This window comes from Empedobacter brevis (genome assembly GCF_965118635.1).
GTDB classification, from domain to species: Bacteria; Bacteroidota; Bacteroidia; order Flavobacteriales; family Weeksellaceae; genus Empedobacter; species Empedobacter brevis_A.
This window is the reverse complement of sequence record NZ_CBCPHV010000003.1, coordinates 350,901-376,585: the sequence shown is the minus strand read 5'-3', so window position 1 is coordinate 376,585 and position 25,685 is coordinate 350,901. Positions and strand designations below refer to the sequence as shown.

24 protein-coding genes are annotated in these 25,685 nt (G+C 31.6%); 6 read left to right on the top strand and 18 right to left on the bottom strand.

The features are described 5' to 3' along the window. Window positions 1-87: 87 nt before the first annotated feature. The gene (gene hutI / locus ACMHJW_RS06240) at window positions 88-1,317 is read left to right on the top strand and encodes an imidazolonepropionase (RefSeq protein WP_413532549.1); all 1,230 of its coding nucleotides are present in this window, start codon (window positions 88-90) and stop codon (window positions 1,315-1,317) included. Here the strand turns inward: hutI and ACMHJW_RS06235 are convergent. Further along, on the bottom strand, window positions 1,307-2,617 hold the full coding sequence (locus ACMHJW_RS06235) for a DUF4026 domain-containing protein (RefSeq protein ID WP_413532548.1): 1,311 nt from the start codon (window positions 2,615-2,617) through the stop codon (window positions 1,307-1,309). The genes hutI and ACMHJW_RS06235 overlap by 11 nt on opposite strands. Window positions 2,618-2,773: 156 nt before the next feature. Here ACMHJW_RS06235 and ACMHJW_RS06230 point away from each other — a divergent pair, with 156 nt between their 5' ends. The 3 genes from ACMHJW_RS06230 to ACMHJW_RS06220 all read left to right on the top strand — a co-directional run bounded on the left by ACMHJW_RS06230 (window position 2,774) and on the right by ACMHJW_RS06220 (window position 5,069). Further along, on the top strand, window positions 2,774-3,634 hold the full coding sequence (locus ACMHJW_RS06230; RefSeq protein ID WP_413532547.1) for a YicC/YloC family endoribonuclease: 861 nt from the start codon (window positions 2,774-2,776) through the stop codon (window positions 3,632-3,634). Beyond that, a complete protein-coding gene (gmk, locus tag ACMHJW_RS06225; RefSeq protein WP_413532546.1) occupies window positions 3,634-4,203 on the top strand; it encodes a guanylate kinase in 570 nt (189 codons plus the stop codon). The genes ACMHJW_RS06230 and gmk overlap by 1 nt, the downstream gene beginning before the upstream one ends. A gap of 89 nt (window positions 4,204-4,292) precedes the next feature. Next, window positions 4,293-5,069, top strand: a complete 777-nt coding sequence (locus ACMHJW_RS06220) for an alpha/beta fold hydrolase (RefSeq protein ID WP_413532545.1) — start codon at window positions 4,293-4,295, stop codon at window positions 5,067-5,069. Window positions 5,070-5,085: 16 nt separating this feature from the next. Here the strand turns inward: ACMHJW_RS06220 and ACMHJW_RS06215 are convergent, their stop codons facing one another. The 5 genes from ACMHJW_RS06215 to mutS form a co-directional block, all read right to left on the bottom strand. Next, window positions 5,086-5,847, bottom strand: a complete 762-nt coding sequence (locus ACMHJW_RS06215; RefSeq protein ID WP_413532544.1) for an NlpC/P60 family protein — start codon at window positions 5,845-5,847, stop codon at window positions 5,086-5,088. Next, the gene (locus ACMHJW_RS06210) at window positions 5,847-6,494 is read right to left on the bottom strand and encodes an O-methyltransferase (RefSeq protein ID WP_413532543.1); all 648 of its coding nucleotides are present in this window, start codon (window positions 6,492-6,494) and stop codon (window positions 5,847-5,849) included. The genes ACMHJW_RS06215 and ACMHJW_RS06210 overlap by 1 nt, the downstream gene beginning before the upstream one ends. 101 nt (window positions 6,495-6,595) lie before the next feature. Next, a complete protein-coding gene (gene acs / locus ACMHJW_RS06205; RefSeq protein WP_413532542.1) occupies window positions 6,596-8,500 on the bottom strand; it encodes an acetate--CoA ligase in 1,905 nt (634 codons plus the stop codon). Window positions 8,501-8,599: 99 nt separating this feature from the next. Further along, entirely contained in the window at window positions 8,600-9,403 is an 804-nt protein-coding gene (locus ACMHJW_RS06200; RefSeq protein ID WP_413532541.1) for a M48 family metallopeptidase, read from the bottom strand. A gap of 9 nt (window positions 9,404-9,412) precedes the next feature. Then, on the bottom strand, window positions 9,413-11,968 hold the full coding sequence (gene mutS, locus ACMHJW_RS06195; protein WP_413532540.1) for a DNA mismatch repair protein MutS: 2,556 nt from the start codon (window positions 11,966-11,968) through the stop codon (window positions 9,413-9,415). A gap of 80 nt (window positions 11,969-12,048) precedes the next feature. Here mutS and ACMHJW_RS06190 point away from each other — a divergent pair, with 80 nt between their 5' ends. Continuing rightward, on the top strand, window positions 12,049-12,579 hold the full coding sequence (locus ACMHJW_RS06190; protein WP_038332036.1) for an RNA methyltransferase: 531 nt from the start codon (window positions 12,049-12,051) through the stop codon (window positions 12,577-12,579). 46 nt (window positions 12,580-12,625) lie between these two features. On the opposite strand, the gene ACMHJW_RS06185 is transcribed toward ACMHJW_RS06190, so the two are convergent. From ACMHJW_RS06185 to ACMHJW_RS06130, 12 genes are all read right to left on the bottom strand, one after another. Further along, on the bottom strand, window positions 12,626-13,327 hold the full coding sequence (locus ACMHJW_RS06185; RefSeq protein WP_413532539.1) for a hypothetical protein: 702 nt from the start codon (window positions 13,325-13,327) through the stop codon (window positions 12,626-12,628). 44 nt (window positions 13,328-13,371) lie between these two features. Next, entirely contained in the window at window positions 13,372-13,824 is a 453-nt protein-coding gene (locus ACMHJW_RS06180; RefSeq protein ID WP_413532538.1) for an N-acetyltransferase family protein, read from the bottom strand. A gap of 95 nt (window positions 13,825-13,919) precedes the next feature. Next, complete coding sequence (locus tag ACMHJW_RS06175; RefSeq protein WP_413532537.1) at window positions 13,920-15,287, bottom strand: deoxyguanosinetriphosphate triphosphohydrolase; 1,368 nt, start codon at window positions 15,285-15,287, stop codon at window positions 13,920-13,922. Between the two features lie 93 nt (window positions 15,288-15,380). Then, the gene (locus ACMHJW_RS06170; protein WP_413532536.1) at window positions 15,381-16,181 is read right to left on the bottom strand and encodes a TPM domain-containing protein; all 801 of its coding nucleotides are present in this window, start codon (window positions 16,179-16,181) and stop codon (window positions 15,381-15,383) included. After that, on the bottom strand, window positions 16,162-16,602 hold the full coding sequence (locus ACMHJW_RS06165; RefSeq protein ID WP_413532535.1) for a TPM domain-containing protein: 441 nt from the start codon (window positions 16,600-16,602) through the stop codon (window positions 16,162-16,164). The genes ACMHJW_RS06170 and ACMHJW_RS06165 overlap by 20 nt, the downstream gene beginning before the upstream one ends. A gap of 15 nt (window positions 16,603-16,617) precedes the next feature. After that, window positions 16,618-17,229, bottom strand: a complete 612-nt coding sequence (locus ACMHJW_RS06160; protein WP_413532534.1) for a LemA family protein — start codon at window positions 17,227-17,229, stop codon at window positions 16,618-16,620. Between the two features lie 111 nt (window positions 17,230-17,340). Further along, window positions 17,341-17,808, bottom strand: coding sequence for an ABC transporter ATPase (locus ACMHJW_RS06155; RefSeq protein WP_413532533.1), 468 nt, complete (start codon window positions 17,806-17,808; stop codon window positions 17,341-17,343). Between the two features lie 152 nt (window positions 17,809-17,960). Next, window positions 17,961-18,752 carry a (Fe-S)-binding protein gene (locus ACMHJW_RS06150; protein WP_413532532.1) on the bottom strand — a complete coding sequence of 264 codons (792 nt, stop codon included), beginning with the start codon at window positions 18,750-18,752 and terminating at the stop codon, window positions 17,961-17,963. 40 nt (window positions 18,753-18,792) lie between these two features. Continuing rightward, window positions 18,793-19,221: a phosphoheptose isomerase gene (locus ACMHJW_RS06145; RefSeq protein ID WP_413532531.1), complete on the bottom strand. Its 429-nt coding sequence runs from the start codon at window positions 19,219-19,221 to the stop codon at window positions 18,793-18,795. A gap of 68 nt (window positions 19,222-19,289) precedes the next feature. Next, window positions 19,290-20,615, bottom strand: a complete 1,326-nt coding sequence (locus ACMHJW_RS06140; protein WP_413532530.1) for a 4Fe-4S dicluster domain-containing protein — start codon at window positions 20,613-20,615, stop codon at window positions 19,290-19,292. A 51-nt stretch (window positions 20,616-20,666) separates the two neighbouring features. Continuing rightward, a complete protein-coding gene (locus ACMHJW_RS06135; protein WP_413532529.1) occupies window positions 20,667-21,641 on the bottom strand; it encodes an MlaD family protein in 975 nt (324 codons plus the stop codon). Between the two features lie 59 nt (window positions 21,642-21,700). Next, entirely contained in the window at window positions 21,701-22,996 is a 1,296-nt protein-coding gene (locus ACMHJW_RS06130) for an N-acetylmuramoyl-L-alanine amidase family protein (protein WP_413532528.1), read from the bottom strand. Between the two features lie 72 nt (window positions 22,997-23,068). Here ACMHJW_RS06130 and ACMHJW_RS06125 point away from each other — a divergent pair, with 72 nt between their 5' ends. Then, window positions 23,069-25,681, top strand: a complete 2,613-nt coding sequence (locus tag ACMHJW_RS06125; RefSeq protein ID WP_413532527.1) for a putative LPS assembly protein LptD — start codon at window positions 23,069-23,071, stop codon at window positions 25,679-25,681. The last annotated feature ends 4 nt before the right edge of the window (window positions 25,682-25,685 follow it).

The following is a 25,685-nucleotide window of genomic DNA, read 5'->3' as shown; positions in this document are numbered from 1 at the left end:
AAAAAACTTCGAAGTTCGTAAACGAGTTTCGAAATTCGAATAAAATCTCCCTTAAATTTCGTAAACTTGTGTTATAAAACAACAAAAATGAAATTAATCGGTCCTTTCAAACAAATTATAACACTTGCCAATTTACCATTAAAAGGTGCAATTCACGAAAATCAAGTCGAAATTCTTCAAGATGGCGGAATTATTGTTGATGATGAAATTATTGTAGAAGTAGGAAATTTTGAAACGCTTTCTCAACAACATCCAAACATTGAAATTGAACAAATAGAAACCGAACAAATTCTTCTTCCTGGATTTGTAGATTCGCATACACATGTTTGTTTTGGAGGAAATCGTGCCAAAGATTTTGCCATGCGTTTGGACGGAAAAACCTATTTAGAAATTGCTGAAAATGGCGGTGGTATTTGGTCTACAGTAACAGAAACACGCAAGAAAACAGCTGATGAACTGAAAGATATTACGCTAAAACATATTGCACAGTTAACAAAACAAGGAATTACAACTGCTGAAGTAAAATCTGGTTATGCACTTTCAGTTGAAGGCGAAATTAAAATGTTAGAAGCCATAAATATGGCAAACCAAGAAAGTGAAATTGATTTAATTCCAACTTTTTTGGGCGCTCATATGAAACCAAAAGATTTCGAAGGAACGAATAGAGAATATTTAGAACTTTTGGTGAAAGAAGTCTTTCCAAAACTAAAATCAGATAAATTAGCAAATCGCGTAGATATTTTTGTAGAACAATCTGCTTTTTCAGTAGAAGATGGAGATTATTTCTTGAATGAAGCAAAAAAACACGGATTTAATATCACAATTCACGCTGATCAATTTACAGCTGGCGGAAGTTATTTAGCAACAAAACATCATGCGTTAAGTGCAGATCATTTAGAATTTTCTGGAGAAGAAGAAATTAAAAACCTTTCTAATTCTGATGTTGTGGCAACAGTTTTACCTGGAGCTTCAATCGGTTTAGGAATGCAATATGCGCCGGCTAGAAAATTATTAGATGCAGATTGTTGTGTTTCTATTGCTTCGGATTGGAATCCTGGTTCTGCGCCAATGGGAAATTTACTAACACAAGCTTCTGTTTTAGCTACTTTCGAAAAATTATCAATGGCAGAAGTTTTAGCCGCAATTACTTTTCGTGCTGCAAAAGCATTAGATTTAACTGATCGAGGAACAATAGAAAAAGGTAAAAAAGCCGATTTTATCAGCTTCTCTACCTTCGATTATCGTAATATTATCTATTATCAGGGACAATTACAACCAACACATGTTTGGAAGAATGGAACGTTGATTAATCAATAGTATAAATATTATCAGGAGTGATGGTGTTTGTCGGCGTGTAAATCATCCAATCGGTAATCATTTCTTGCGGATAAAGACCTTCATCTCCTTCATTTAAACCTTCTACAGCATAAGGACGATTCAAGCAAACACCAAGAATTTCGTTGTTTTCATTGATTCCATATACATCAAACCAAATGTGTTCTTTATTCATATCATGATCAACATCAAATCCTAATTTGATTATGAATCTGTAATAATTTTCTTCATCAGCTTCTGGATCAAAATAAGTTTGAAAAGCTTTTTTATACGATTCAAAACGTTGATATGCCAAAGCTGACATTCGTTCCGTTTCTTGATCACTAATAAAGAAGATTGGATTATCTGCGATTGTCGATGCATATACTTCTGGTGTTAATGTATGTCCTTCTTGCACCGCTAATAAAACTCCACATGGATCGTAATTCTCATTTTCTGGTTGACGTTCATTGTAACCTCCTGGAATTGTAGCTGGATAATCTTTTACGACATCTTCCCAACGTTTCCAACAGAATGTAATATCTAATCCATCATAACCAATATTAAATTCTTCATTTTCTGGTGAACGAAAATCTGGTTTTATAAATACATTCACAATCATATCCAATGCCGAATTCATCTGATCTACTCCATCTCTAATATTCAACATTTCCAATTCTACAGAACCACAACGATGCAAACCATGCGTGTGCATCCAATAAACACGTTCGCCATTTTCATCTTCATCATAAACACCATGAATCACATACAAATAAGAAGGTGAAGGCGGGATCTCCGACTCTGCAGTAACTTTTGCCCATTTACCAGATAATAATCGATAAGCCATAAAATCTACAACAATAGAAGGATTTTCAACAATTGCCTGCATCACTTTCAATTGCAAATGAAAACTATCCAAAGCGTCGTTTCCAAAATACATTGCAGATTCTAAATAAAAATCTTGTTGTCCTGCAATTTCCATTTCTTCTTCAGAAATCAAGTTTCCAAAACCATATTCAGAATAATCGTTACTTCTTGCATCTACTACATATAAATTGATTTCAAACTCTTCTTCTAAATACGAAACCAAAAGTTGATATTCTTGCTTTACTGCTCCGTTTTCATCCTTATCAATTTCAATAGCTTCAAAATTTAATAATTTGAAATAATTCGTTGATTTTAAACTATTTTCAATTGATTCTTTCGTAAATACAAAATCTTTTGATGAAGGAAAAATTCCCATTGTAGATGGCAAACTCAATCCATCTTCTGCGATTCCTTTATACAATTCTTGATTTGTCATAGTGTAAGTATAATTATTGTTTGAATTTTGTTAAAGATAAATGTTTTAAGTTCATCAAAATTTTAGCGAAATGTTAAACTTTAAAATGATTAAAGCTGATAATTCACTTCGCATTACGTTAATTTATTGTAATTTTGCTCGCATAATTTTACAATTATGATAGCATCTATGACAGGTTACGGTAAAGCCGTATTGGAATTACCTGAGAAAAAAGTAACGATAGAAATCCGTTCTTTAAACAGTAAAACATTGGATTTGAATACTCGAATTCCTTCTTTTTATCGTGAAAAAGAATTAGAAATCAGAAACCTTATTTCAGAAAAAGTTCAACGTGGAAAAGTTGATTTTTCGATGTTGGTAGAGTTAAATCCTGCTGCAAGAAATCAAAATATAAATGCTGAATTAATCAAAAGTTATATGGAAGAATTCAAATCAATCACACCAAATGTGACTGATGGAGAATTGTTACCTGTGGTAATGCGCCTTCCAGACGTTATTTCATATACACAAGATGATTTGGGTGAAGACGAATGGAATCAAATTCGTGCCACAATTATTGAAGCAATTGATGCTTTGAACCAATTCAGATTAGACGAAGGAAAAGTTCTTGAAAAATATTTGACTTTAAATTTGAATAATATTCTTGAGCTTTTAACACAAGTTGTTCCTTTTGAAAAAGAACGAATTGAAACTATAAAAGAACGTTTCAATAAACGTTTGGAAGAAGTAAAAGTTGATATTGATCAAAACCGATTTGAACAAGAATTAATTTTTTATGTCGAAAAATTAGATATTACTGAAGAAAAAGTTCGTTTAAAAAATCATTGCGAATATTTCTTGAAAGAATTAGCAGGAAATCAATCAAACGGAAAAAAATTAGGCTTTATTTCACAAGAAATTGGTCGAGAAATCAATACATTAGGTTCTAAATCAAATCATTCTGAAATGCAAAAAATTGTTGTTCAGATGAAAGATGAATTAGAAAAAATTAAAGAACAATCGCTAAACATTTTATAATGAAAAAAGGAAAATTAATTGTCTTTTCAGCTCCATCTGGTGCAGGGAAAACAACTTTGGTTCGCTACGCTTTAGAGCAATTAGAAAATATCAAATTTTCTATTTCTTGTACAACTAGAGATAAACGCGAAGGTGAAGCTCACGGAGAAGACTATTATTTCTTAACAACAGAAGAATTTAAGACAAAAATTGCAAAAGACGAATTTGTAGAATACGAAGAAGTTTACCGCGATAATTTTTATGGAACTTTAAAATCTGAAGTTGATCGTATTACATCAGAAGGAAATTCTGTGATTTTTGACATTGATGTTATTGGTGCATTAAATATCAAAAAATTGTACGGAGATGAATGTTTAACGGTTTTTGTGAATCCACCTTCATTGGAAATTCTGAAACAACGTTTGATTTCTCGTAATACAGAAAGCGAAGATAAATTGAAACAACGTTTGGACAAAGCCGGAATTGAAATGGAAAAAGCCAAAGAATTTGATGTCATTTTATTGAACGACGATTTGGAAACTGCAAAAGCAAAAACGTTAGAAATTATTACAGATTTTATCAAAAAATAATTCTAAAACATTAACAATACAAATGCCTCGAATGAATAATATCGAGGCATTTTTGTTATCTTTAGCTTTCGAAAAAATCAGTACGTAAAATGGAAATAGAAAAGAGTTTAGAAATTAGTAATGCTAATATTCATTATTATCATCATGAAATAAATCCTGAAAGACCAACACTTATTTTCTTGCACGATTCATTAGGTTGTACTCAACTTTGGCGAGATTTCCCAAAAGAAGTTGCTGAAAAAACAGATTGTAATTTATTTATTTACGATAGAAAAGGTTATGGAAAATCATCTCCTTTTACAATTGATCGTCGCGAATTAACGTATATGCACGATGAAGCTGATTTTTTGAATGATTTGGTTCGACATTTCAATTTCAAAGAAATTATTTTATTTGGACATAGCGATGGCGGAACAATTGCTTTACTCTATGCTTCGAAATATCATCAAAATCTGACAGGAATTATTGTCGTTGGTTCGCATATTATTGTAGAAGAAGCTACATTAAACGGAATTAAAGATGCTGTTGTTGCTTATCGCGATACAAATCTAAAAGAACGATTAACAAAATATCATGGTGATAATACCGAAAAGGTTTTTGAAATGTGGACAAAAACTTGGTTACGTCCAGACTTTATTGATTTTGATATTCGAAAAGAACTAAAAAATATAGAATGTCCGACTTTGGTCATTCAAGGAATTGATGATGAATTTGGAACGATTGAGCAAGTAAATGGAATTATCAATAATGTAAAAGGTACAAAAGAAAGTTATCTTGTTCCTGATGCGAAACATACACCTTACAAAGAAAATCGAATTCCTACTTTAGACAAAACAGTTGCGTTTATTAATAATTTACTAGCTTAGTAAAAAGTAAAAAGATTTAAATAATCTTACGAATGCATCGCAGTTTGTGCGAATATTTTTGAGAATCTGTATTGAAAATTCCATTCGTATCTATAGGATCAATGCGAACTTTTCCGTGTGCATGTAAAACTTTTCCATTACCGCACATAATTCCAACATGAATTATTCGCCCTTCTGCATTATCAAAAAAGGCTAAATCTCCAGGATCTGCTTCTTCTAAAAAGCTCAAAACATCTCCCATTTCTGCTTGCTGATAAGCATCTCTTGGAATTTTATAACCTCCTATCTTGTAAACTTGTTGCGTTAATCCAGAACAATCAATTCCAAATGAAGATTTTCCGCCCCATAAATAAGGAACATTTAGGTAAGCTTTTGCAATTTCGACTAATTGATCTTTCGATTTTTTGCCAGAAGTATATACACCAAAATATTCAAAACATTTTGAACCAATTTTGATTTTACTTTCATACAATCTGCTCAATTCAGCTCCAATTGTTAAAGTCATTGGCAAGCCATTTTCCATTGCATGATTGTAAGGATTTATAGCGAATTTCTCTATCAAATCTTGATTAAATTCTTCTTCAGAAATTTCTACGATTTGTTTCGGATCAAGCCAACCTTCGTAACCATCAAAAGTCAATTGAACTTTTGACCATTTTTCTAATTCTTCTAAAATAATTAATTTTTCTCCAAATAAAACTTGACTCACCATTTCTGATGAATCTCTTGCTTCGGAACGCAATGGCGCAACACTTACTTGACAAATGGCGTACTTCATTATTTTTTTCGAATTAATGTAATTCCATCACGAATTGGTAAAATAATCGACTCAACACGTTCGTCTTTTGTTACCATTTCATTAAATTCTTTCAAAATTTTTGTCGAAGGATCTTTTTTATCTTCTTCTTCCATCATCACTTTTCCGTACCACAATACATTGTCAACCAACATAGTTCCACCAGGACGAAGAAGTTCTAAAACCTTCTCGAAATAATAAGGATAACTCTCTTTATCAGCATCAATAAAAGCTAAATCTACAGAATCTTTTTCAATTGTATTCAACTCTTCTCGTGCATCTTTTATTCTGAAATCAATTTTTGAAGCAAATTCTGATTCATCAAAATATTTTCTGCAAAGATATTCTAACTCATCATTTTTATCCATTGTTATGATTTTTCCATCAGCAGTTAAACCTTCTGCTAAACACAATGTTGCATAACCTGTAAAAGTGCCTAATTCTAAAATCTTTTTCGGAGCTAAAATCTTTGATAAAATACTTAACAAACGACCTTGATATTCGCCCGAAATCATGTGCGGCTGCGTTGTACATTGATACGTTTCAACACGTAAACGGCTCAAGATTTCTGGTTCTTGATCTGCGTGATGATCCAAATAAGATTCTAATATTGGTGAAATATTTATCATACCTTTAAAAAAGTCTACAAAAATAAAAAATTCGTATTGAATATCGGCTATAAAAACGAATTTCAATACGAATTAATCTATATTTTTTTGGAAAAAAGATCCTATATTTTTCCGTTTTGAATGATTGTTACAATTTCTGGATCTAACAATGTTGATGTATCTCCAAAATCCGTTTCATCGCTTGCAATTTTTCTTAAAATTCTACGCATAATTTTTCCGCTTCGTGTTTTTGGTAATCCAGGTACAAAATGTATTTTATCTGGTTTTGCAATTGGACCGATTAATTTAGAAACTTCATTTTTAATTATATCTTCTAATTCTTTTGAACCTTCTATTCCATCTTGCAAAATTACATAAGCATATAATGCATTTCCTTTTATATCATGAGGAAAACCAACTACAGCACTTTCTGCAACAGCTTCATTTTGATTAATTGCATTTTCAACTGGTGCTGTTCCCAAATTATGTCCAGAAACGATTACAACATCATCTACTCGACCTGTAATTCTGTAATTATCCATCGCATCACGATATGCTCCATCTCCTGTAAAATAATAACCTGGAAAAGTAGAAAAATAGGTTTCTATGTAACGTTTATGATCACCATAAATCGTTCTTGCCATAGAAGGCCAAGGAAATTTGATCGCCAAACGTCCTTCTGCTTTTTCGTTTATTGTTTCTACTTCTTGTCCGTTATCATCCATTAAAACAGGCTGAATACCTGGTAAAGGTAAAGTTGCAAACGTTGGACGAAGCGGCGTAATTCCTGCTAATGGCGAAATCATTATAGAACCTGTTTCTGTTTGCCACCAAGTATCAACAATTGGGCAATTACCTTTTCCTATATAATCATTTAACCAGTGCCATGCTTCTTCGTTGATTGGTTCTCCTACAGAACCTAAAACTTTAAGACTAGATAAATCATATTTTTCGACATAATCTAGAGATTCTCGTGCTAATGAACGAACAGCTGTTGGAGCTGTATAGAAATGAGTAACTTTTAATTTTTCTACAATTTCCCAAAAACGTCCAAAGTCTGGGAAGCTTGGAATTCCTTCGAACATTACAGAAGTTGCTCCGCAAGCCAAAGGTCCATAAATAATATAGCTATGTCCTGTAATCCAACCGATATCTGCTGTGCACCAATAAATATCATTTTGATCCATCTGGAAAATATTATCGAATGAATATGCCGTTTCTACCATATAACCGCCACATGTATGCACCATTCCTTTTGGCTTTCCTGTAGAACCAGATGTATATAAAATAAATAAAGGATCCTCTGCGTCCATAATTTCGGCAGGACAATTGTCATCTACTTTATGCATTTCATCAATCCAAAATTTATCTCTTCCACCAACCATAGAAGTAGGTTCTATAGCTCGACGATAAACTATACAAGTTTGCACAGATGGACAATCTTTTAAGGCTTCGTCACAAATTGCTTTTAAATTAATCGATTTTGTTCCACGGTAAACTTCGTTTGCTGTTATCAAAATTTTACATTGAGAATCATTGATACGAGAAGCTATTGCTGAGGAAGAAAAACCTGCAAAAACAATTGAATGCACTGCTCCTACTCTTGCACAAGCTAATAAAGCAATTGCCAATTCAGGAATCATTGGCATGTAGATACACACACGATCTCCTTTTTGGATTCCATTATTTTTTAAAACATTCGCAAATTGACAAACTTTTGAATGTAATTGTCGATAAGTAATAATTCTAGTTTCTTCTAGCGGATTATTTGGTTCCCAAATTAGAGCTGTTTTATTTCCATTTTTTTCTAAATGACGATCTAAAACATTTTCAGTAATATTTAATTTTCCGCCTTGAAACCATTTGAAATCTGCATTTTCGAAATCGTACTCAAGCGTTTTTTCCCATTTTTGATGCCAAACAAAGTTTTCAGCAATCTTATCCCAAAATTTTTCTGGATCTTTTACACTCTTTTTATACTCTTTTTTATATTCAGAAAAAGATTGAATTCTAAAATCATTAATCATTTATAAAATATTTTGTGGTTTTGAGTATACAAGATATAAAAAAACAAGCGGATTTATTAAATCAGCTCGTTTTTATTTTAATCAATTATGATTTATTTATTATTTTCCTTTGTAAGGGCTCGCTTTATAATATGCCAAAGCTGTTGGTAAAGCTTCTTTTATTTTCATGATACGTGTAGCATCTGAAGGGTGAGTACTTAAAAACTCTGAAACATTTGCTGAACCGCTTTTAGCTGCCATTCTTTCCCAGAAAGGAATAGCTTGAGAAGGATCATATCCTGCCATTGCCATCAAATATAAACCTGTTACATCTGCATCTAATTCCATTTTACGAGAATAGTTTAATAAACCAACTTGTGCTCCTACAGGATACAATTGTTCAAAAACTTTTGCATATTCTGCATTTCCGATAGATCCTCCAACGATTTGTCCTAAACCTTGAGCTGCCATTTGTTGAGAAGCTTGTTCTGCACTATGACCTGCTAAAGCATGACCAATTTCGTGACCTAAAACAACAGCTAAACCAGTTGCATCTTTAGTTATTGGTAAAATCCCTGAATAAACTGCTACCTTTCCTCCTGGCATACACCATGCATTTACTTCATTTGATTGTAATAATGTAAACTGCCATTGATAACCTTGTAATTGAGATGATATTCCTTTTTCCTGATAATATTTTTCAGCAGCATACTTTAAACGTTCTCCAACCGTTTGCACCATTCTAGCATCAGCTGTACCTGTTATTACTTTCCCTTGTTTTAAAACTTGAGAATATTGATTGTAAGCTGCCGGAAATAAATCTGCATTAGAAACTAATGACAAAGATTTACGTCCTGTAACAGGGTTTGTAGCACAAGAAGCCAATACTAAAGCTCCTGCTACGGTTAAAATTATTTTTTTCATATTTTAAGTTTATTTACCAAGCTTCTTTCTAATTTCATTCAATTTCATTAATGCTTCAACAGGTGTTAAAGTATTTATATCCGTATTCATAATTTCTTCTCGAATCGATTCTAAAATAGGATCATCTAACTGAAAGAAACTTAATTGCATATTATCTTGTGTGATTTTTTCTGTTTTATTCGAAATTCCTTCGTCAGTTTTCGATGCTTCTAAAACTTTCAACACATCATTTGCTCTATCAACAACACGTTTCGGCATCCCTGCCATTTTTGCAACATGTATACCAAAACTATGTTCACTTCCACCAGGAACTAATTTTCTCAAAAATAAAATAGTATCCTTTGTTTCTTTAATACTTACATTAAAGTTTTTGATACGTTCCATCGATTTTGACATTTCATTCAATTCATGATAATGTGTAGCGAACAATGTTTTTGGTTTCAAAGCACTTTGATGCAAAAATTCTGCTATTGCCCATGCAATTGAAATTCCATCATATGTCGAAGTACCTCGACCAATTTCATCCAATAAAATCAAACTTCGTTCCGAAATATTATTTAAAATACTTGCCGTTTCATTCATCTCAACCATAAAAGTAGATTCTCCTGAAGAAATATTATCAGAAGCTCCAACTCGAGTAAAAACTTTATCAACAATTCCTAATTCGACAGTTTCTGCAGGAACAAAACTTCCCATTTGCGCCATTAAAACAATCAAAGCTGTTTGACGTAAAAGCGCCGATTTACCAGACATATTTGGTCCAGTAATCATAATGATTTGTTGATGATCAGCATTTAGCTCGACATTATTCGAAACATATTCTTCTCCGATTGGCAATTGTTGCTCAATCACAGCATGTCGACCTTCTTTTATATTTATTTCAAAACTATCGTTAAGAGAAGGTTTTGTATAATTATTTTTATCAGCTATTTCTGCAAAAGTTGATAAAACATCTAAAAATGCAACTGCTTTTGCGGTTTGTTGAATTGGTAGAAGTTTAGTAATAATTTCTTGTAATAATTCAATAAATAATTGATTTTCTATCGCAAGAATTTTTTCTTCTGCACCAAGAATTTGTGTTTCGTATTCTTTTAATTCTTCAGTAATATAACGTTCAGCATTTACCAATGTTTGCTTACGAATCCATTCTTCTGGCACTTTGTCTTTGTGCGTATTTCGAACTTCTATGTAATATCCAAATACGTTATTGAATGCAATTTTTAATGACGAAATTCCAGTTCGTTCGGTTTCTCTTTGACACATTTGGTCCAAGAAATCTTTTCCTGAAAACTGAATTTTTCTCAAACGATCTAATTCTTCAGAAATACCTTCTCTTATCACATTTCCTTTTACAATTTGATGAGGTGGTTCATCAGAAAGTGTATCAAAAATCTTTTGAGTTAAATCCTCAATTGGTTCAATTCGTGAGAATAAATCAGAGACTTCTTTTATATTTGATTGTTCCGCAACACTTTTTATTTCTTCCGAAATTTTTAAACTTTGTGCCAATTGTTGCAATTGGCGAGGTGTAATTTTTCCAGTTGAAACTTTTGCTGCTAAACGTTCTAAATCGGTTAATTGACCTAATTTTTCCCTTAAATCGTAACGTAAATCTCCGAATTTGTAGAAATATTCTACAATATTTTGACGACGTTGAATTGATTTTAAATCTTTCAATACCATTACCATCCAACGACTTAGCAAACGAGCGCCCATTGGAGTTTTGGTATCATCTAAAATATTTAATAACGTAACACCTTTTGGATGTGGAGAATAAACCAACTCGAGATTACGAATTGTAAATGGATCCATCCAAACAAAACTATCTTGATTAAGACGTTGAATTGATGTGATATGTTGAATTTCAAAATGATGTGTATCATCTAAATAAGCCAAAATTGCTCCAGCTGAAATAATTCCATCTTTTAAATCTTCGATTCCAAAACCTTTTAAATTTTTTGTTTTGAAAAGATTGGTTAATTTATCAACAGCAAAATCATACTGAAAAGCCCAATCATCCAACAAAAATTTACTTTTGACATCAGAAAAATTATATTTTACTCTTTTTTGGTAAATAACTTCGCTTGGTCGGAAAGATTGAATGATTTTCGCAACTTGATCTTCTTGTCCTTCCGAAACCAAAAATTCTCCTGTAGAAACATCTAACAAAGCAATTCCGAAAGCTTTATCTCCTTGATGAACGGCCATTAAAAAGTTATTCGATTTCGAAGATAAAACCTCATCTTGCAAAGCAACTCCTGGCGTTACCAATTCTGTTACACCACGTTTTACGATTCCTTTTACCATTTTTGGATCTTCTAGTTGATCGCAAATTGCGACACGCAAACCAGCTTTCACCAATTTTGGTAAATATGTATTCAAACTATGATGAGGAAAACCAGCCAAAGCACTATTATCAGATCCATTGGCACGTTTTGTTAAAACTATATCTAAAATGCGAGAAGCTCGCACTGCATCTTCTCCAAATGTTTCGTAAAAATCTCCTACACGAAACAACAACATCGCATCAGGATATTTCGCCTTTATCGTGTTATATTGTTTCATTAGAGGAGTTTCCTTATTCTTTACTACTTTTGTCAAATTATTATAAATTTTGAACAGCTAAGTTAGTTAAAAACGAAGTGATGAGAAAACTAAAATTAGACGAATTAGGTCGCGTTTCTGCGGAAGAATATAAAGCTATTGAAAAACATCCTATTGTTGTGGTGTTGGATAATGTAAGAAGTATGCACAATGTTGGTGCTGTTTTTAGAACTTCGGATGCTTTTTTAATTGATAAAATATATTTGTGTGGAATCACGGCAACTCCGCCACATAAAGAAATTCATAAAACTGCAATTGGAGCAGAAAATTCTGTAGATTGGGAATATGTAAAAGATTCGAATGAATTGGTTGCAAAACTAAAAGAAGATGGTTACCAAATTGTAACAATTGAACAAACAGAAGGTTCTGTTTTGTTGAATGAATTTGAAGTGGATCAATCTCAGAAATATGCAATTGTAATGGGAAATGAAGTGGATGGCGTACAACAATCTATCATTGATCAATGTGATACTTGTATTGAAATTCCTCAATCTGGAACAAAACATTCGTTAAATGTTTCGGTGTGTACAGGAATTATTTTATGGAAATGGTACGAAGGTTTTATGAAATAATATGAAACAAAAAACTCAAACCAAATGGTTTGAGTTTTTTTTATTTTTAAAAATTTAATCTTAATCCTGCTCCATTATTAGAAACGAGAAATTTAAAATCTAAATTTGATTTATCATTATAAGCTAAACTTTGTTTGTTATAGGTTTCAACTGATTTTTTAATTGAATTAGCGCCTGTAATTTTCAACACAATGCCAGAAGCTGCCAAACCTCCTCCTATAATAAATAAAAATGTGGGACTTTTTCTTTCATTTCCAGAATTAGATGTTGAAATATTTGCTATTCCATTTCCTACAAATAATCCTGCTCCGGCAATGATCAAAACTGTACCTATATTCTTTTGAGAAACTCCACTTTTATATTGATTTAATGCACTATTATTCGGTGAAAGAATATTAATTAAATCTCCTTTAGATAATTTTTTATTATGCTGTAAAATATTTCTACTATTGATATATTCAAGTGCTACAACCGATTGTTTTTCTACATTCTGTTTTGTTTGTAAATCTGGTTCTATTAATTGTATTCCTTCAATAGATAGAATTGAACTTTTGTATACATGTTCTCTTTGTTGACTATTTAGGTTAAAAAAATAAATTTTATCTCCTTCTTCTTCTAAAGAACTAAATTTAATTTTCTGATTATTCTTTAAAATCATTTCTCCACTTGTAATCGATGGAAAATTCTTTTCTTGTGCTAATAAATTCACAGAAAGACAAAGACATAATGCTAAAAATATTTTTTTCATATTCGTTTTTGGTTTCTGCAATAATACATATAAAGTTGGAATTTTTAAAAATTAACAGAAACATTTATCCATTCCGAATCAAAATCAGCTTGGTATTTTTTATAAAAATTAATTGCTGGTTCGTTCCAATCTAAAACTTGCCAAACCATTCCGTGATAATTCTGTTTTTTGGCATAAACAATTAATTCATCTAATAATAATTTTCCAATTCCAGAACCACGCATTTTTTCAGTGACGATTAAATCTTCCAAATATAGTTTGCGACCTTTCCAAGTAGAATATCGGTCATAATACAACGCAATACCTTCTATATTTCCATTTACTTCAGCAACCAAAGAACCCCAAACTGGCTTTTCTCCAAAACCACATTCTTCCATTTCGTCCAAAGTTACGGTTACTTCTTCTGGAGCGTTTTCATATAAAGCTAATTCATGTATTAAATCTAAAATTCGAGGACAATCTTCTTTTCTTGCTTGTCGTATTATTATATTTTCCATTTTATAGTATTTTGATTATCATACTTTTTCTTTGATTAAAATATAATAATAATTTCAGATGAATGCTTATTATATGTTGAAAAATTTGTTAAGAATTAAAGTGTCATTCCAATTTCAATTCCTTTTATCTTACGATATAATTCTGTTGCATAATTATCTGTCATTCCAGAAACATAATCCAAAATCCCCATGACTTTCTGATATTTTGTTCCTTTTTCGTACAAAAATTGAGCAGGAACCAAACGCAAAGCTTTTTTCTCAAAGCTTTTTCGTTCTTTTTCATCTTTCAAAACAGGAGGAATAAATTGAGAAAGTAATTCTGACATTACATTATAACCTGCATTTTCTATTTCAATAACAGAACGATGGTTATAAATATTTTCGATAGAAAAACGCTGAATTTCGTCTAAAACTCTTTTTGTTACTTGTTCCGTTTCATTTTTAATGACATCTAACAATGCTGTTTTGAATTCTCCTTTTACAATTTCTTCAAAATTATTTTGATAAACTTCAACCGATTTCTGTGTTAATAAGTTAATTGATTTTGCACGTAAATAAGCAATTCGATCATTTTTATCTGAAATCGATTTTAATGTTGTTTTTGTTTTATCAATTTGAGAAGTATCTAAAGATTCGACTAAATTCAAGAATAATTTTCTGCATTTATCATGATCGATAATTCCTAAACGTTGAGAATCTTCTACATCGATTATCGAATAACAAATATCATCTGCTGCTTCGACCAACCAAACAAACGGATGTCGTTTGTAAATAATTGGAGAATCATTTTCCAAAATCATATTTGTTTTTTCTGCAATTGTTTTGAAAGCATCTTTTTGTGCCTGAAAAAAACCAAACTTTTTTCGATGTAACTGACTTTTATCTTTTGCGATAGATTCGCAAGGATATTTCGCAATCGCTGCCAAAGTAGAATACGTTAAACGTAAACCTCCTTCCGATTTACCATTTTGTTGTTGTGTTAAAATTCGAATTGAATTTGCATTTCCTTCAAAATTTATCAAATCGGCCCATTCTGCTTCTGTAAAATATTGTTTCAAATCTGCTTCGTGACGATCAAAATAAGAAGCAATTGCATCTTCGCCCGAATGTCCAAAAGCTGGATTTCCGATATCGTGACATAAACATGCTGCCGAAATTACATCGTGAATACTGTAATTATAAAATTCGTTCGATTCATTTGTCAATTGATAATTTTCAGTAATAAACTTACCAACCAAATGTCCCATCGAACGACCAACCGAAGAAACTTCTAACGAATGCGTTAATCTATTATGGACAAAAACACTTCCTGGTAAAGGAAAAACTTGTGTTTTATTTTGTAAACGACGAAACGCAGACGAAAAAATAATACGATCATAATCGCGTTGATATTCAGATCTCGCATCAGAAGTATTGTTTGTATTGCTACGTTGATTGGTATAAATATGATTTAGAAGTTCCATAAACTGATTTAGAAAACGAATTTAGCGAATAATGTTTAGTCCTAAAAAAATCCGAACGGATTCGTTCGGATTAATTCTAATATTTTGAATGTTTTACCAACTTCCTGAAGCACCTCCACCTCCGAAGGTTCCACCTCCAAAACCACCAAAACCGCCACTTCCGCCGCCAGAAGATCCACCCCAAGAGCTTCCTCCTGAACCGAAAACAGAACTTCCTGTGTTCATGATGATAAGATCATCTAAAAAACTTCTACGTCTGCCTCCATTTCCTCCATTGTTTCCTCCTTTACCTTTAGATATAATAATAAAAATAAAGATGAAGAAACCAATTGCAAAAATTAGTGCAAACCAATCGATGTCAGATTCATTAGACTTTTGTTTATCTTGTTTATACTTTCCAGCAAATGCTTGAAAAATAGAAGTCACTCCTGCATTTATTCCTCCAGCATAATCACCTTCTTTGAAATATGGAATAATGACATTATCTATAATAGATTTGTTTATACTTGGTGGTAAATAAATTTGAGCGCCATAACCAGTTCTGATCGTAATTTTACGATCTTGTTCGCTTAATACGATTACTACTCCATTATCTTTTCCTTTGGTTCCAACTTTCCAATTTTGACCAATGTCATTTGCAAAAGTTTCTAACGGATAGCCATCTAAAGACTTTACTGTTAATACCAAAATTTGGGTAGAAGTAGAATCGTCATAAGCAACTAATTTTTGTTCTAACTCATTTAGTTGCATCGCATCAAAAACGTGTGCATAATCTTGCACTAATTTTTTTGGAGGATGTTCCATCTTCACCAATTCATCAGGTGTTTGCCCGAAAGCGGTTAAAATGGAAAGAAAAAAAGTTAGAAAAAAATATTTAACTGTAGCTAATTTCATCTGGTAATTCATTTGTATCATCCTCTTGATAAGGAAAATATTTTTTAAGCGCTTTGCCTGTTTTCTTAATTCCTTCACAAAGCCCTTTCACATAATGTTCTTTTTTGAAATGCTTAACGACATCTTCTTTTATATCGTCCCAAAAATCATCTGGCGTTACATTATTTATTCCTTGATCTCCAATTATTGTAAAATTGTGATCTGCTGGAGAAACATGGAACAAAACTCCATTTCTATCTTTGGTTTTATGCATTTCTAATCGTTCGAAAACTTCCAAAGCTTTATCAAAATGATTTGGAGAAGATTCGAACTCAATATGAATCCGAATTTCTCCACTTGTATTTTTCTCTGCTTTTTGAATCGCTTCGATTATTTTTTTTTCATCTTTTGAAGAAAGAAATTTATGTTTCTTTTTTCCCATAATGATGATTTTTTATTATTTAGAAAAATCTACAGTAGGCGCATTTTCAGTTCCAGCTGCAGCCTCGAAATATCCTTTTTGAGTAAATCCTGTAACTCCAGCTATTATGTTCGTTGGAAATTTTCTGATACTAGTATTATATTGTTTTGCTGCTTCGTTATATTTTTTTCTTTCGAATAAAACTTCCTGTTCCATACTTTCTATAGAAGCTTGTAAGTTTGTAAAACCATTTACAGCTTTTAATTCTGGATATCTTTCTACAGAAACTAATAAACGACTTAATGTAGATCCTAATTGATCCTGAGCTGCTTGAAATTTAGCAATATTTTCTTGTGTTAATTGACTTGGATCATCAATTTTAATTTGATTAGAAGTTGCTTTTGCACGTGCGTCAATTACAGCAGTTAATGTTTCTTTTTCGTAGTTAGCCGCTCCTTTTACAGTTCCAACCAACTGATTAACTAAATCTGAACGTTTTTGGTAGGTATTTTCTACATTCGACCATTGAGCCGCAACATTTTCTTGCATAGGCACCAATCCATTATAAGCAGACATTAGCCATAAGCCGATAATTACAATAATAGCTATAAATGCACCTCCTCCGATAAGACATCCTTTGTTTTTCATAGTATTTTTCAATTTATTATTACGTAAAAATAGTGTTTTTTCAATTTATATTAACAAAAATAAAGCCGAGCTTAAGGAACTCGGCTAAATATTATTTTTAGTTAAAAAAGATTAATTCAATAACGTTTTTGCCCAACTTTCTTCTAATGGTAACAACCAATTTTGTTTAAAATCATTCAATAATGAAATTCCATTATTAAAAACTTTTACATTTTTGATTTCGCCTTCTTTTACTTTTTGTTTAAATATTGGTAATTTTTCAATGATTACTTCATTTTCATTTTCGTATGATACCAACATTCTATTTAGTAAATCAAATGAATAATCAGCATCTATTTCGCGAATAATTTTTGTTAGTTTATCAATTGAACAACCACTTGCAGATGCTTGTTTTTCGTCTACCCCAACTACAATAAATTGATCGTATGGTAAATCAAAATCTGCTAAAAGTTCGGCTCCATGAGCATTCCAATCTGCAATAAAATTATTTAGTTTTGCTGTGATAGCTTGTTTTTCTTCTATTGAGAATTTACGATTGGCTTGAAAAATCCAAATTCTTGAATCGTCTGCTAAATTCATTTTCTCTCTGTTTATAATTTGTTTTTCAAAGTTACGAAATAATTAATTAGAGATTTTTTAAATTAAATGTTGAGATCAAACTTTATAAAACAAATCAACCATTTCAATATTGAAATGGTTGATTTGTTTTTTTATTTTAAATGATGTAAGATTTATAAATCTTTGGCTTCCATAATTAGTTCTGCTAAATCTTTTACCAGAACTGTAGATTCCTTCTCGAAATGTTTCACACCATCTGTCATCATTGTATTACAGAAAGGACAACCTGTAGCTATAATATGTGGTTCTTTTTCTAGTGCTTCTTCGGTACGCTCAATATTAATATCGATATTTCCTTTTTCTGGTTCTTTGAACATTTGCGAACCTCCAGCTCCACAACATAATCCACGTGTTTTACAACGTTTCATTTCTACCAACTCGGCATCTAATTTTTCGATTAATTCTCGAGGAGCTTCGTAAACATTATTACCACGACCTAAATAACAAGGATCATGAAAAGTAATGCGTCTTCCTTTGAATGTTTCTGAACCTTCTAATTTCAATTTACCTTCGTTAATTAATTGTTGTAAATATTGAGAATGGTGTAAAACCTCATATTCACCTCCTAAACTTGGGTATTCATTTTTCAAAGTATTGAAACAGTGCGGGCAAGTTGTTACAATTTTTTTCACTTCGTAAGCATTCAGAACTTCAATATTCATCATCGCTTGCATTTGAAAAACAAATTCATTTCCAGCTCTTTTTGCAGGATCTCCTGTACAAGATTCTTCTGTTCCTAAAACTGCAAATTCTACCCCGATATTATTTAAAATCTTTACGAATGCTCGTGTTATTTTTTTTGCTCTATCATCAAAACTTCCAGCACATCCCACCCAAAATAAAACTTCTGGTTGTTTGCCTTCGGCCATATATTGAGCCATTGTCTTAACTGTAATATTTGACATATTTTTTTGTAGTCTTTGTTGTTATAATAATGGATTTGATTTAATGTTTTCCATCATCAAAAACTTGAATGGAAACATTTTTTTCAATCAAATCTGTAAATTTACCATTGTATCGTGTTGCTTTTACTAAATGGTTATCTACCCAATGATAATTTCCTCCACGAGGTTTTCCCATCAGAATTCCATGATATTTAAAACCATGTTTTTTTAACCAAATTTCAGTGTATTCGCGATGCTCTTCTGTTCTTGACGTAAAAAAGGTGATTATATGTCCTTCATCATACCATTTGTTCAATGTTTCTAAAGCATCTGGATAAACCTTTGCTGTTAACATTCTTTCTGGTTCTTCATTAGGAATATCGTCACAAATTGTTCCGTCAATGTCAATCAAATAGTTTTTAACATTTGCAGGCAAAATGGGACTTAATCTTTCTCCGTTCTCAATCTTCTCCTCTAAGAAATTTTTCATTTGTGTTGTGTTTGTGTTATATGTAAATTAATAATTCTTCGAGAATGAGTAAAATTATATAGACAATTTTAATCGTTTGCCCAGTTTAATCTATCTGCATTGTTAAATTGCCATGGTGCTCCATTGTTTTCGACATTGGTCATCATCATGTTTAATTCTTGTGGTGCTGCAGATTGTTCCATTACCAAATAGCGACGTAAATCAATAATAATTGATAAAGGATCTATATTTACAGGACAAGCTTGTGTACAAGCATTACAAGATGTACATGCCCATAATTCTTCTGGTGTGATGTAATCATTCACAAGCATTTTTCCATCATCTACAAATTTTCCATTTGTATCGATATTTCTACTTATTTCTTCTAAACGATCACGAGTATCCATCATAATTTTTCGAGGAGATAATTTTTTTCCTGTCAAATTTGCTGGACATTCGGAAGTACAACGACCACATTCTGTACAAGTATATGCATTTAGTAATTGTACACGATTTAGATCAAAAACGTCTTTAGCTCCAAATGTTTCTGGTTCTCCTTGTGGTTCAGCAGGAGCAGCATAAGGGTCTGCATTTGGATCCATCATCATTTTTACCTCATCTGTTACAGATTGTAAATTGTTAAATTCTCCTTTTGGCTCTAATTTAGAGAACCATGTGTTAGGAAAAGCCAAGATAATATGTAAATGCTTTGAGTAATATAAATAATTCAAGAAAAAGAAGATTCCAATAATATGGAACCACCAAGCGGCTCTTTCTATAATTGTAATAAATGTAATATCGTTGAAATGGCTAATAAGTGGTGCTGTTAACCAAGACGAAATTGGGAAAGTACCTACTTGTAAATAATGAGGCGCTCCCATTTTTTGCAAAACTTGATCTGCTCCATTCATTGTAAATAAAGCTAACATAAATGCTACCTCCATATACAAAATATAGTTTGCATCATCTTTCGGCCAGCCTTTCATTTCTGGTTTCCAGAAACGTTGAACTTTCACGATATTTCTTCTGATCAAAAATATGATACAAGAAACCATTACTAAAAATGCTAAAATTTCGAAGAATGCTATCATTCCATTATAGAATCCTCCTAAGAAACTTAATACACGGTGAGTTCCGAATACACCATCTATTATGATTTCTAGCACTTCAATATTAATTAATACAAATCCTACATAAACAAAAATATGTAGAATACCAGCTACAGGACGAACGGTCATTTTCCCTTGTCCTAAAGCCACTCGAGCCATCGTTTTCCACCTTTCTGCTGGATGATCAAAACGATCGATTTCTTTTCCTAATTTGATATTACGTATTAGCTTTTTTACATTCTGCGCAAAAAACCAAATACTTCCAATCATAATTAGAAGAAAGATTACATTTGGAATGTACTTCATCATTTTTTATTTGTCTTTTTTGTGAGTTTTGAGTTTTATTTTGTTCTAATCTTATGGTTCTATCTTTTGTTTTTTTCCAAAAACTGAAATGTTTACATAACGACTTGGATTCTTTTTCAGGTCTGTTACTAATTCATTCATATTTTTGATTGTTGCTTCTAATTCGTTTGCAAGTGTTTCATCTTTTGCTAATTTACCTAAAGAACCTTTACCATTGTTCATATCTTCTAACAAAGTATTTAGGTTTTTAGATGCATTTTCGAAGTTTTTAATCACTTGATCTAATTCTAAAGCATTTAATTTATCTGCTGTTTTCCCAAATTTATCTACCGTTGCTTTTGCAGAAGCCATTGTAGCACTTGCGTTGTTCAACGTTGTATTCAATGTTTTTTCGTTTGTAGCAATTAATCTGTTTGCACTATTTGATGTTGCAGTTAAAGATTGTGCTGTTTTATCGAAAGAATCTATTGTATGGTTAAGATTTCTCAACATCGCTTTAATATCTTGTTGAGTTGATGGATCTAACACATTGTTTAAACTTCCTAATGTATGGTTAAAACTTAATAAAACACTATCTAGTTTTGCTTGGGTTGGTGATAATTGTTTTGTTAATCCATCTAACATTCCTCCTGCAATACGACCTTGTAAAAAATCGCCATCTTTTGCAATATCTGGTCCATAGTCTAATAAAAGTCTAACTTCTGGTCCAGACATAATTCCTGGTTCATAAATCTCTGCAATCGTTTTTTTCGAAAACTGAATATTTTTTTCTACAGAAATTACAACTTCAAAATAGATAGGTTTTGCTGTATCAACAATTTTAATTTCTTTCACCTGACCAACTCTCAATCCATTTACAGAGACAGGTTTTGAAGGAGCTAATCCGCTTACGTTTTCATATTTCACTGTAAACAAACGTCCTGATGAAAAAATATTTTGACCTTTTAGGAAATTGAATAGCATGAAAAAACCTACTAAGGTTAAGATAGTAACAATTCCTATTTTTAATTCTTTAGATAACTTCACTTGTTATGATTTTATGCAAAAATAAAATTTAATTTATAAAGAAACATTTTATATTACGTTTACATTGGTTCTTCACCATTAAAAGTAACGATAAATGCGTTTCTAAATCCTTTGTCTTGAACTTTTTTTAATGTATTTTGAGCGGCTTCCATTGTTTTATCAGCTCCGAAATAATATTTCTGAAGCCCGCCTTCTTTCACTCTCAAAACATTTGTCAGTCCGTTAAATTTATCATCTTTGTCTTTATATTTCTTGTTTGATGTCATAAACTGAACACGATAATTTTTACCGCCTTCTAATTTTTTATTCGTTTCAAATTCTACAATTTTCGCACCAGAAAAACCTTTACGTTTTACAGTTTGTAATAAATCGTCGGCGCGAGATTGCAAATCTGTTTCTCCATAATAGTAAACGTAATTGTCTCCTTCTTGAATTACATCTAAATCTGTTAAACCTCTTAATTGTGGTGAAGTTGAAGAAAATTTCATTTTAGATTCCATTACTTTCACCTTCAATTTTTTTCCTTCTACAGGTTTTTCAACTTTCTTAACAGGTTTTGATTTCTCATCTTCTTCCTCTATTCCACTTCTACGATCGTATTCTTTTTTGAATTGCTTGAAAGCTTCGTAAATAGTATTTGTTGTTTTCTCCTTTCCTTCTTCAGAAGCTAGGTATGTTCCTTCATCATAATTAGAAATAAATCCTAACTCAACTAAAACAGAAGGTGACGCATTTCCTCTCAATACGTGAAAATTTGCTTGTTTAACTCCTCTACTTTTTCTGAAATCACGGTTCACAAAACCTTTTTCAACTAAATCTGCAAAACGAATAGATTGTTCTTTATAAGCAGCATTCATAATCTCAAAAGCAATAACAGCTTCTGGATCATTTGGATTAAATTTTTCGTAACGCTCTTGATCTTTTTCTAAAAATACAACTGAATTCTCTCGTTTAGATACTTCATCTGTTTCGTTAGATCGTTTCAATCCCATTACAAATGTTTCTGTTCCAGTTGCACTTTTGTTATCAGCCGAATTACAGTGAATCGAGACGAATAAATTCGCATGATTATCATTCGATATTTTTGTACGTTCCCATAATTCTAAAAAAATATCTCTATCACGTGTTAAAACAACTTTAACATCTTTGTGATTTTTTTTAATTAATTCTGCTAATCTTTTCGAAACATCCAACGTGATATTCTTTTCTAAATCAGCGACTCCCCTTGCTCCAGCATCATGTCCGCCATGACCAGCATCAATAACAATTACAAAATTTTGTTTCTTTTGAGCAAATGAAAATGTAGAAAATACCATTATCATCGCAAAAAATAAATACTTTTGTATGTTAATCATTTTTAAACTCATACTTTAGGTTTGTTTTTTTGATTAATTTTGACGCAATTTATAAAAAATAAGTTTTTCAATTTGTTTACAAAGGCAATTAAATCGATTTTATTTTTTAGTCCAGTTATGGTTTGCACCATTTCTTTTGGACAAGTTAAGCAAAATAATAACGATAAAGATCACTCTAAGGTAGTTTCTGATTCTATAAAATTAGATACGATTATTCCTGTAAAAGAGAAATTAGAGTTTGTGGTAGAACACAGTTCCGAGGATGAAATACATAATCGTAAAAAACGTATGACTTACCTATTACGTAAGGCACATGTTGTTTATGGTGATATGACTATTGATGCAGATTATATAGAACTCAATTGGGATACTGGTGATGTATATGCTGAAGGTAAGCGTGACTCTATCGGAAACATAATTGAAAAAACAAAATTTATACAAGGTCAACAAGAAATTTTACAAGATGCTTTCAAAGTAAATTTCAAAACAAAAGTTGGTATCGCGTATAATATTCGTATGGCGCAAGAAGATGGAATTATCATTGCAGATAAAGCAAAACGCGTCAACGATTCGGTTATGTTATTAAAACGTGCTGATTTTACAACAGATACTTATTTTAAAGAAGAAAAAGACACTCGACCAGATTATTTTCTTCGTGCGAAAGAAGGAAAAATGATTGATAAAAACGGTAAGAAAACATTAATTACTGGACCTATCAATATGTGGATTTATGATGTTCCAACACCATTAGCTTTACCATTTGGATATATTCCAGCTATGGGAGCAAAACGTGCTGCTGGTATATTAATGCCTCGTCCAGGGGAACGTACTAATCTTGGTTTTTTTATTGAAGATTTAGGATTTTACATCCCATTTGGTGATAATTTTGATTTAAAACTTTCAGGAGATATTTATACAAAAGGGAGTTGGGCAACAAGAGCTGAATCTACCTATAAAAAACGATACAAGTACAATGGGAGACTTGCTGCGAATATTGAAAATCGTTTAACAGGTATAAAAGGTATTAACAATGGAGCAAATGCTTTCTCAAAACAGAATTTATTTGGTGTTATGTGGTCGCATAGTCAAGATCCGAAAGCTAATCCATACTGGTTATTTAATGCGAATGTGAATTTTTCGAGTTCAAAATATTATCGTGAATCGGTACGAAATCAATATATCAATAATGGACAAGTTTTCACCAACAACGTTAACTCATCCATCAACTTAACAAAAAACTTTGAGAATGCACCATTAACAGCTCAATTGAGTATGTCACATTCTCAAAACTATAACACTGGAGATATTAATATTGCATTTCCTCGTTTAAACTTAACAATGTCACGTATTTTTCCATTTGCAAAGAAAAATATGCCAAAAGAAGGTTTAATTCAAAACCTTGGGTTAACATATAGTATGCAAGCAGGAAACGAGGTCAACACCAACGATAAAGATATTTTTACAGATAAAATGTGGAAAGATCAAATGCGAATGGGTGCAAACCATAAAATTGGTTTACAAACAGGTATTACACTTGCAAATTATTTTCCATTTACACTTTCTTCTGATTACAACGAAGTATGGGGAGATAATCGTTTAATTAAAAACTATAACCCTGTTAATGGAAAAGTAGAAGATACAACATTGAAAGGATTTAATACTTATCGTACATTCAATTTCAATGCTTCTGTTTCTACAAATATTTATGGATTATACCTTAATCCAAACAAAAATGCTAAGATATTAGGTATTCAGCACGTAATCACGCCATCTATTGGCTATAGTTACACTCCAAATTTCCAAAGTGAATCTTGGGGATATTACAAAGCTTATCAAAACCTAAATCAAGAAGAAGTTTGGTATAACCAATATCAAAATATGTTATATGGTGTATCAATCCCAGGGTTAACAAATTCATTAAACTTTGGACTTTCGAATAACTTGGAGATGAAAATAAAAGATTCTAATGATCCTAATGGCTTCAAAAAAGTTAAGATCTTTGAATATTTACGTTTCAGTTCTTCTTATAATTTTTCTGCAGAAGAATTTAAACTTTCGCCAATTAGTATTAATGGAATGACATCTTTGTTTGATAGAAAAGTAAACGTTCAATTTTCATCAACTGTTAATCCATACAAAATTCAACGTTATATAAATGCAGAAGGAAAAGAAATTTCTCAATACGTTGATGAACTTGGCTTAGGAAATCTTCGTATTTCAAATATGACATTAGGAACTGGTTATACTTTTGATAATAGTACTTTTGGAGGAAAACGTTTTGATGCCAAGAACTATAAAAAACGTGGTACAGTTCGTGATGAGAATTTTTATTACGATAACGATAATTATGCTCAATTTTCCATACCTTGGAGTTTAACAGCTAACTTGAGTTATAATTATAGTAAAGGAACGGAGAGAAAAGGAAATAGTACAGGTTCCGTTGCATTGAATGGTAAAATATCACCAACACCATATTGGGCAATTTCTGCAAATGCAACTTATGATTTTATAAATAGTGAAATTACCTACGTACGTTTTGGTTTTGAAAGAGATTTACGAAGCTTTACATTATCATTCAATTGGACGCCAATGGGAACTTATAAAAGTTATGATTTCTTTATCGGAATCAAAGCTTCAATCCTACAAGATTTAAAATACAACGACAGATCAAGACTTAATTACTAAAAAT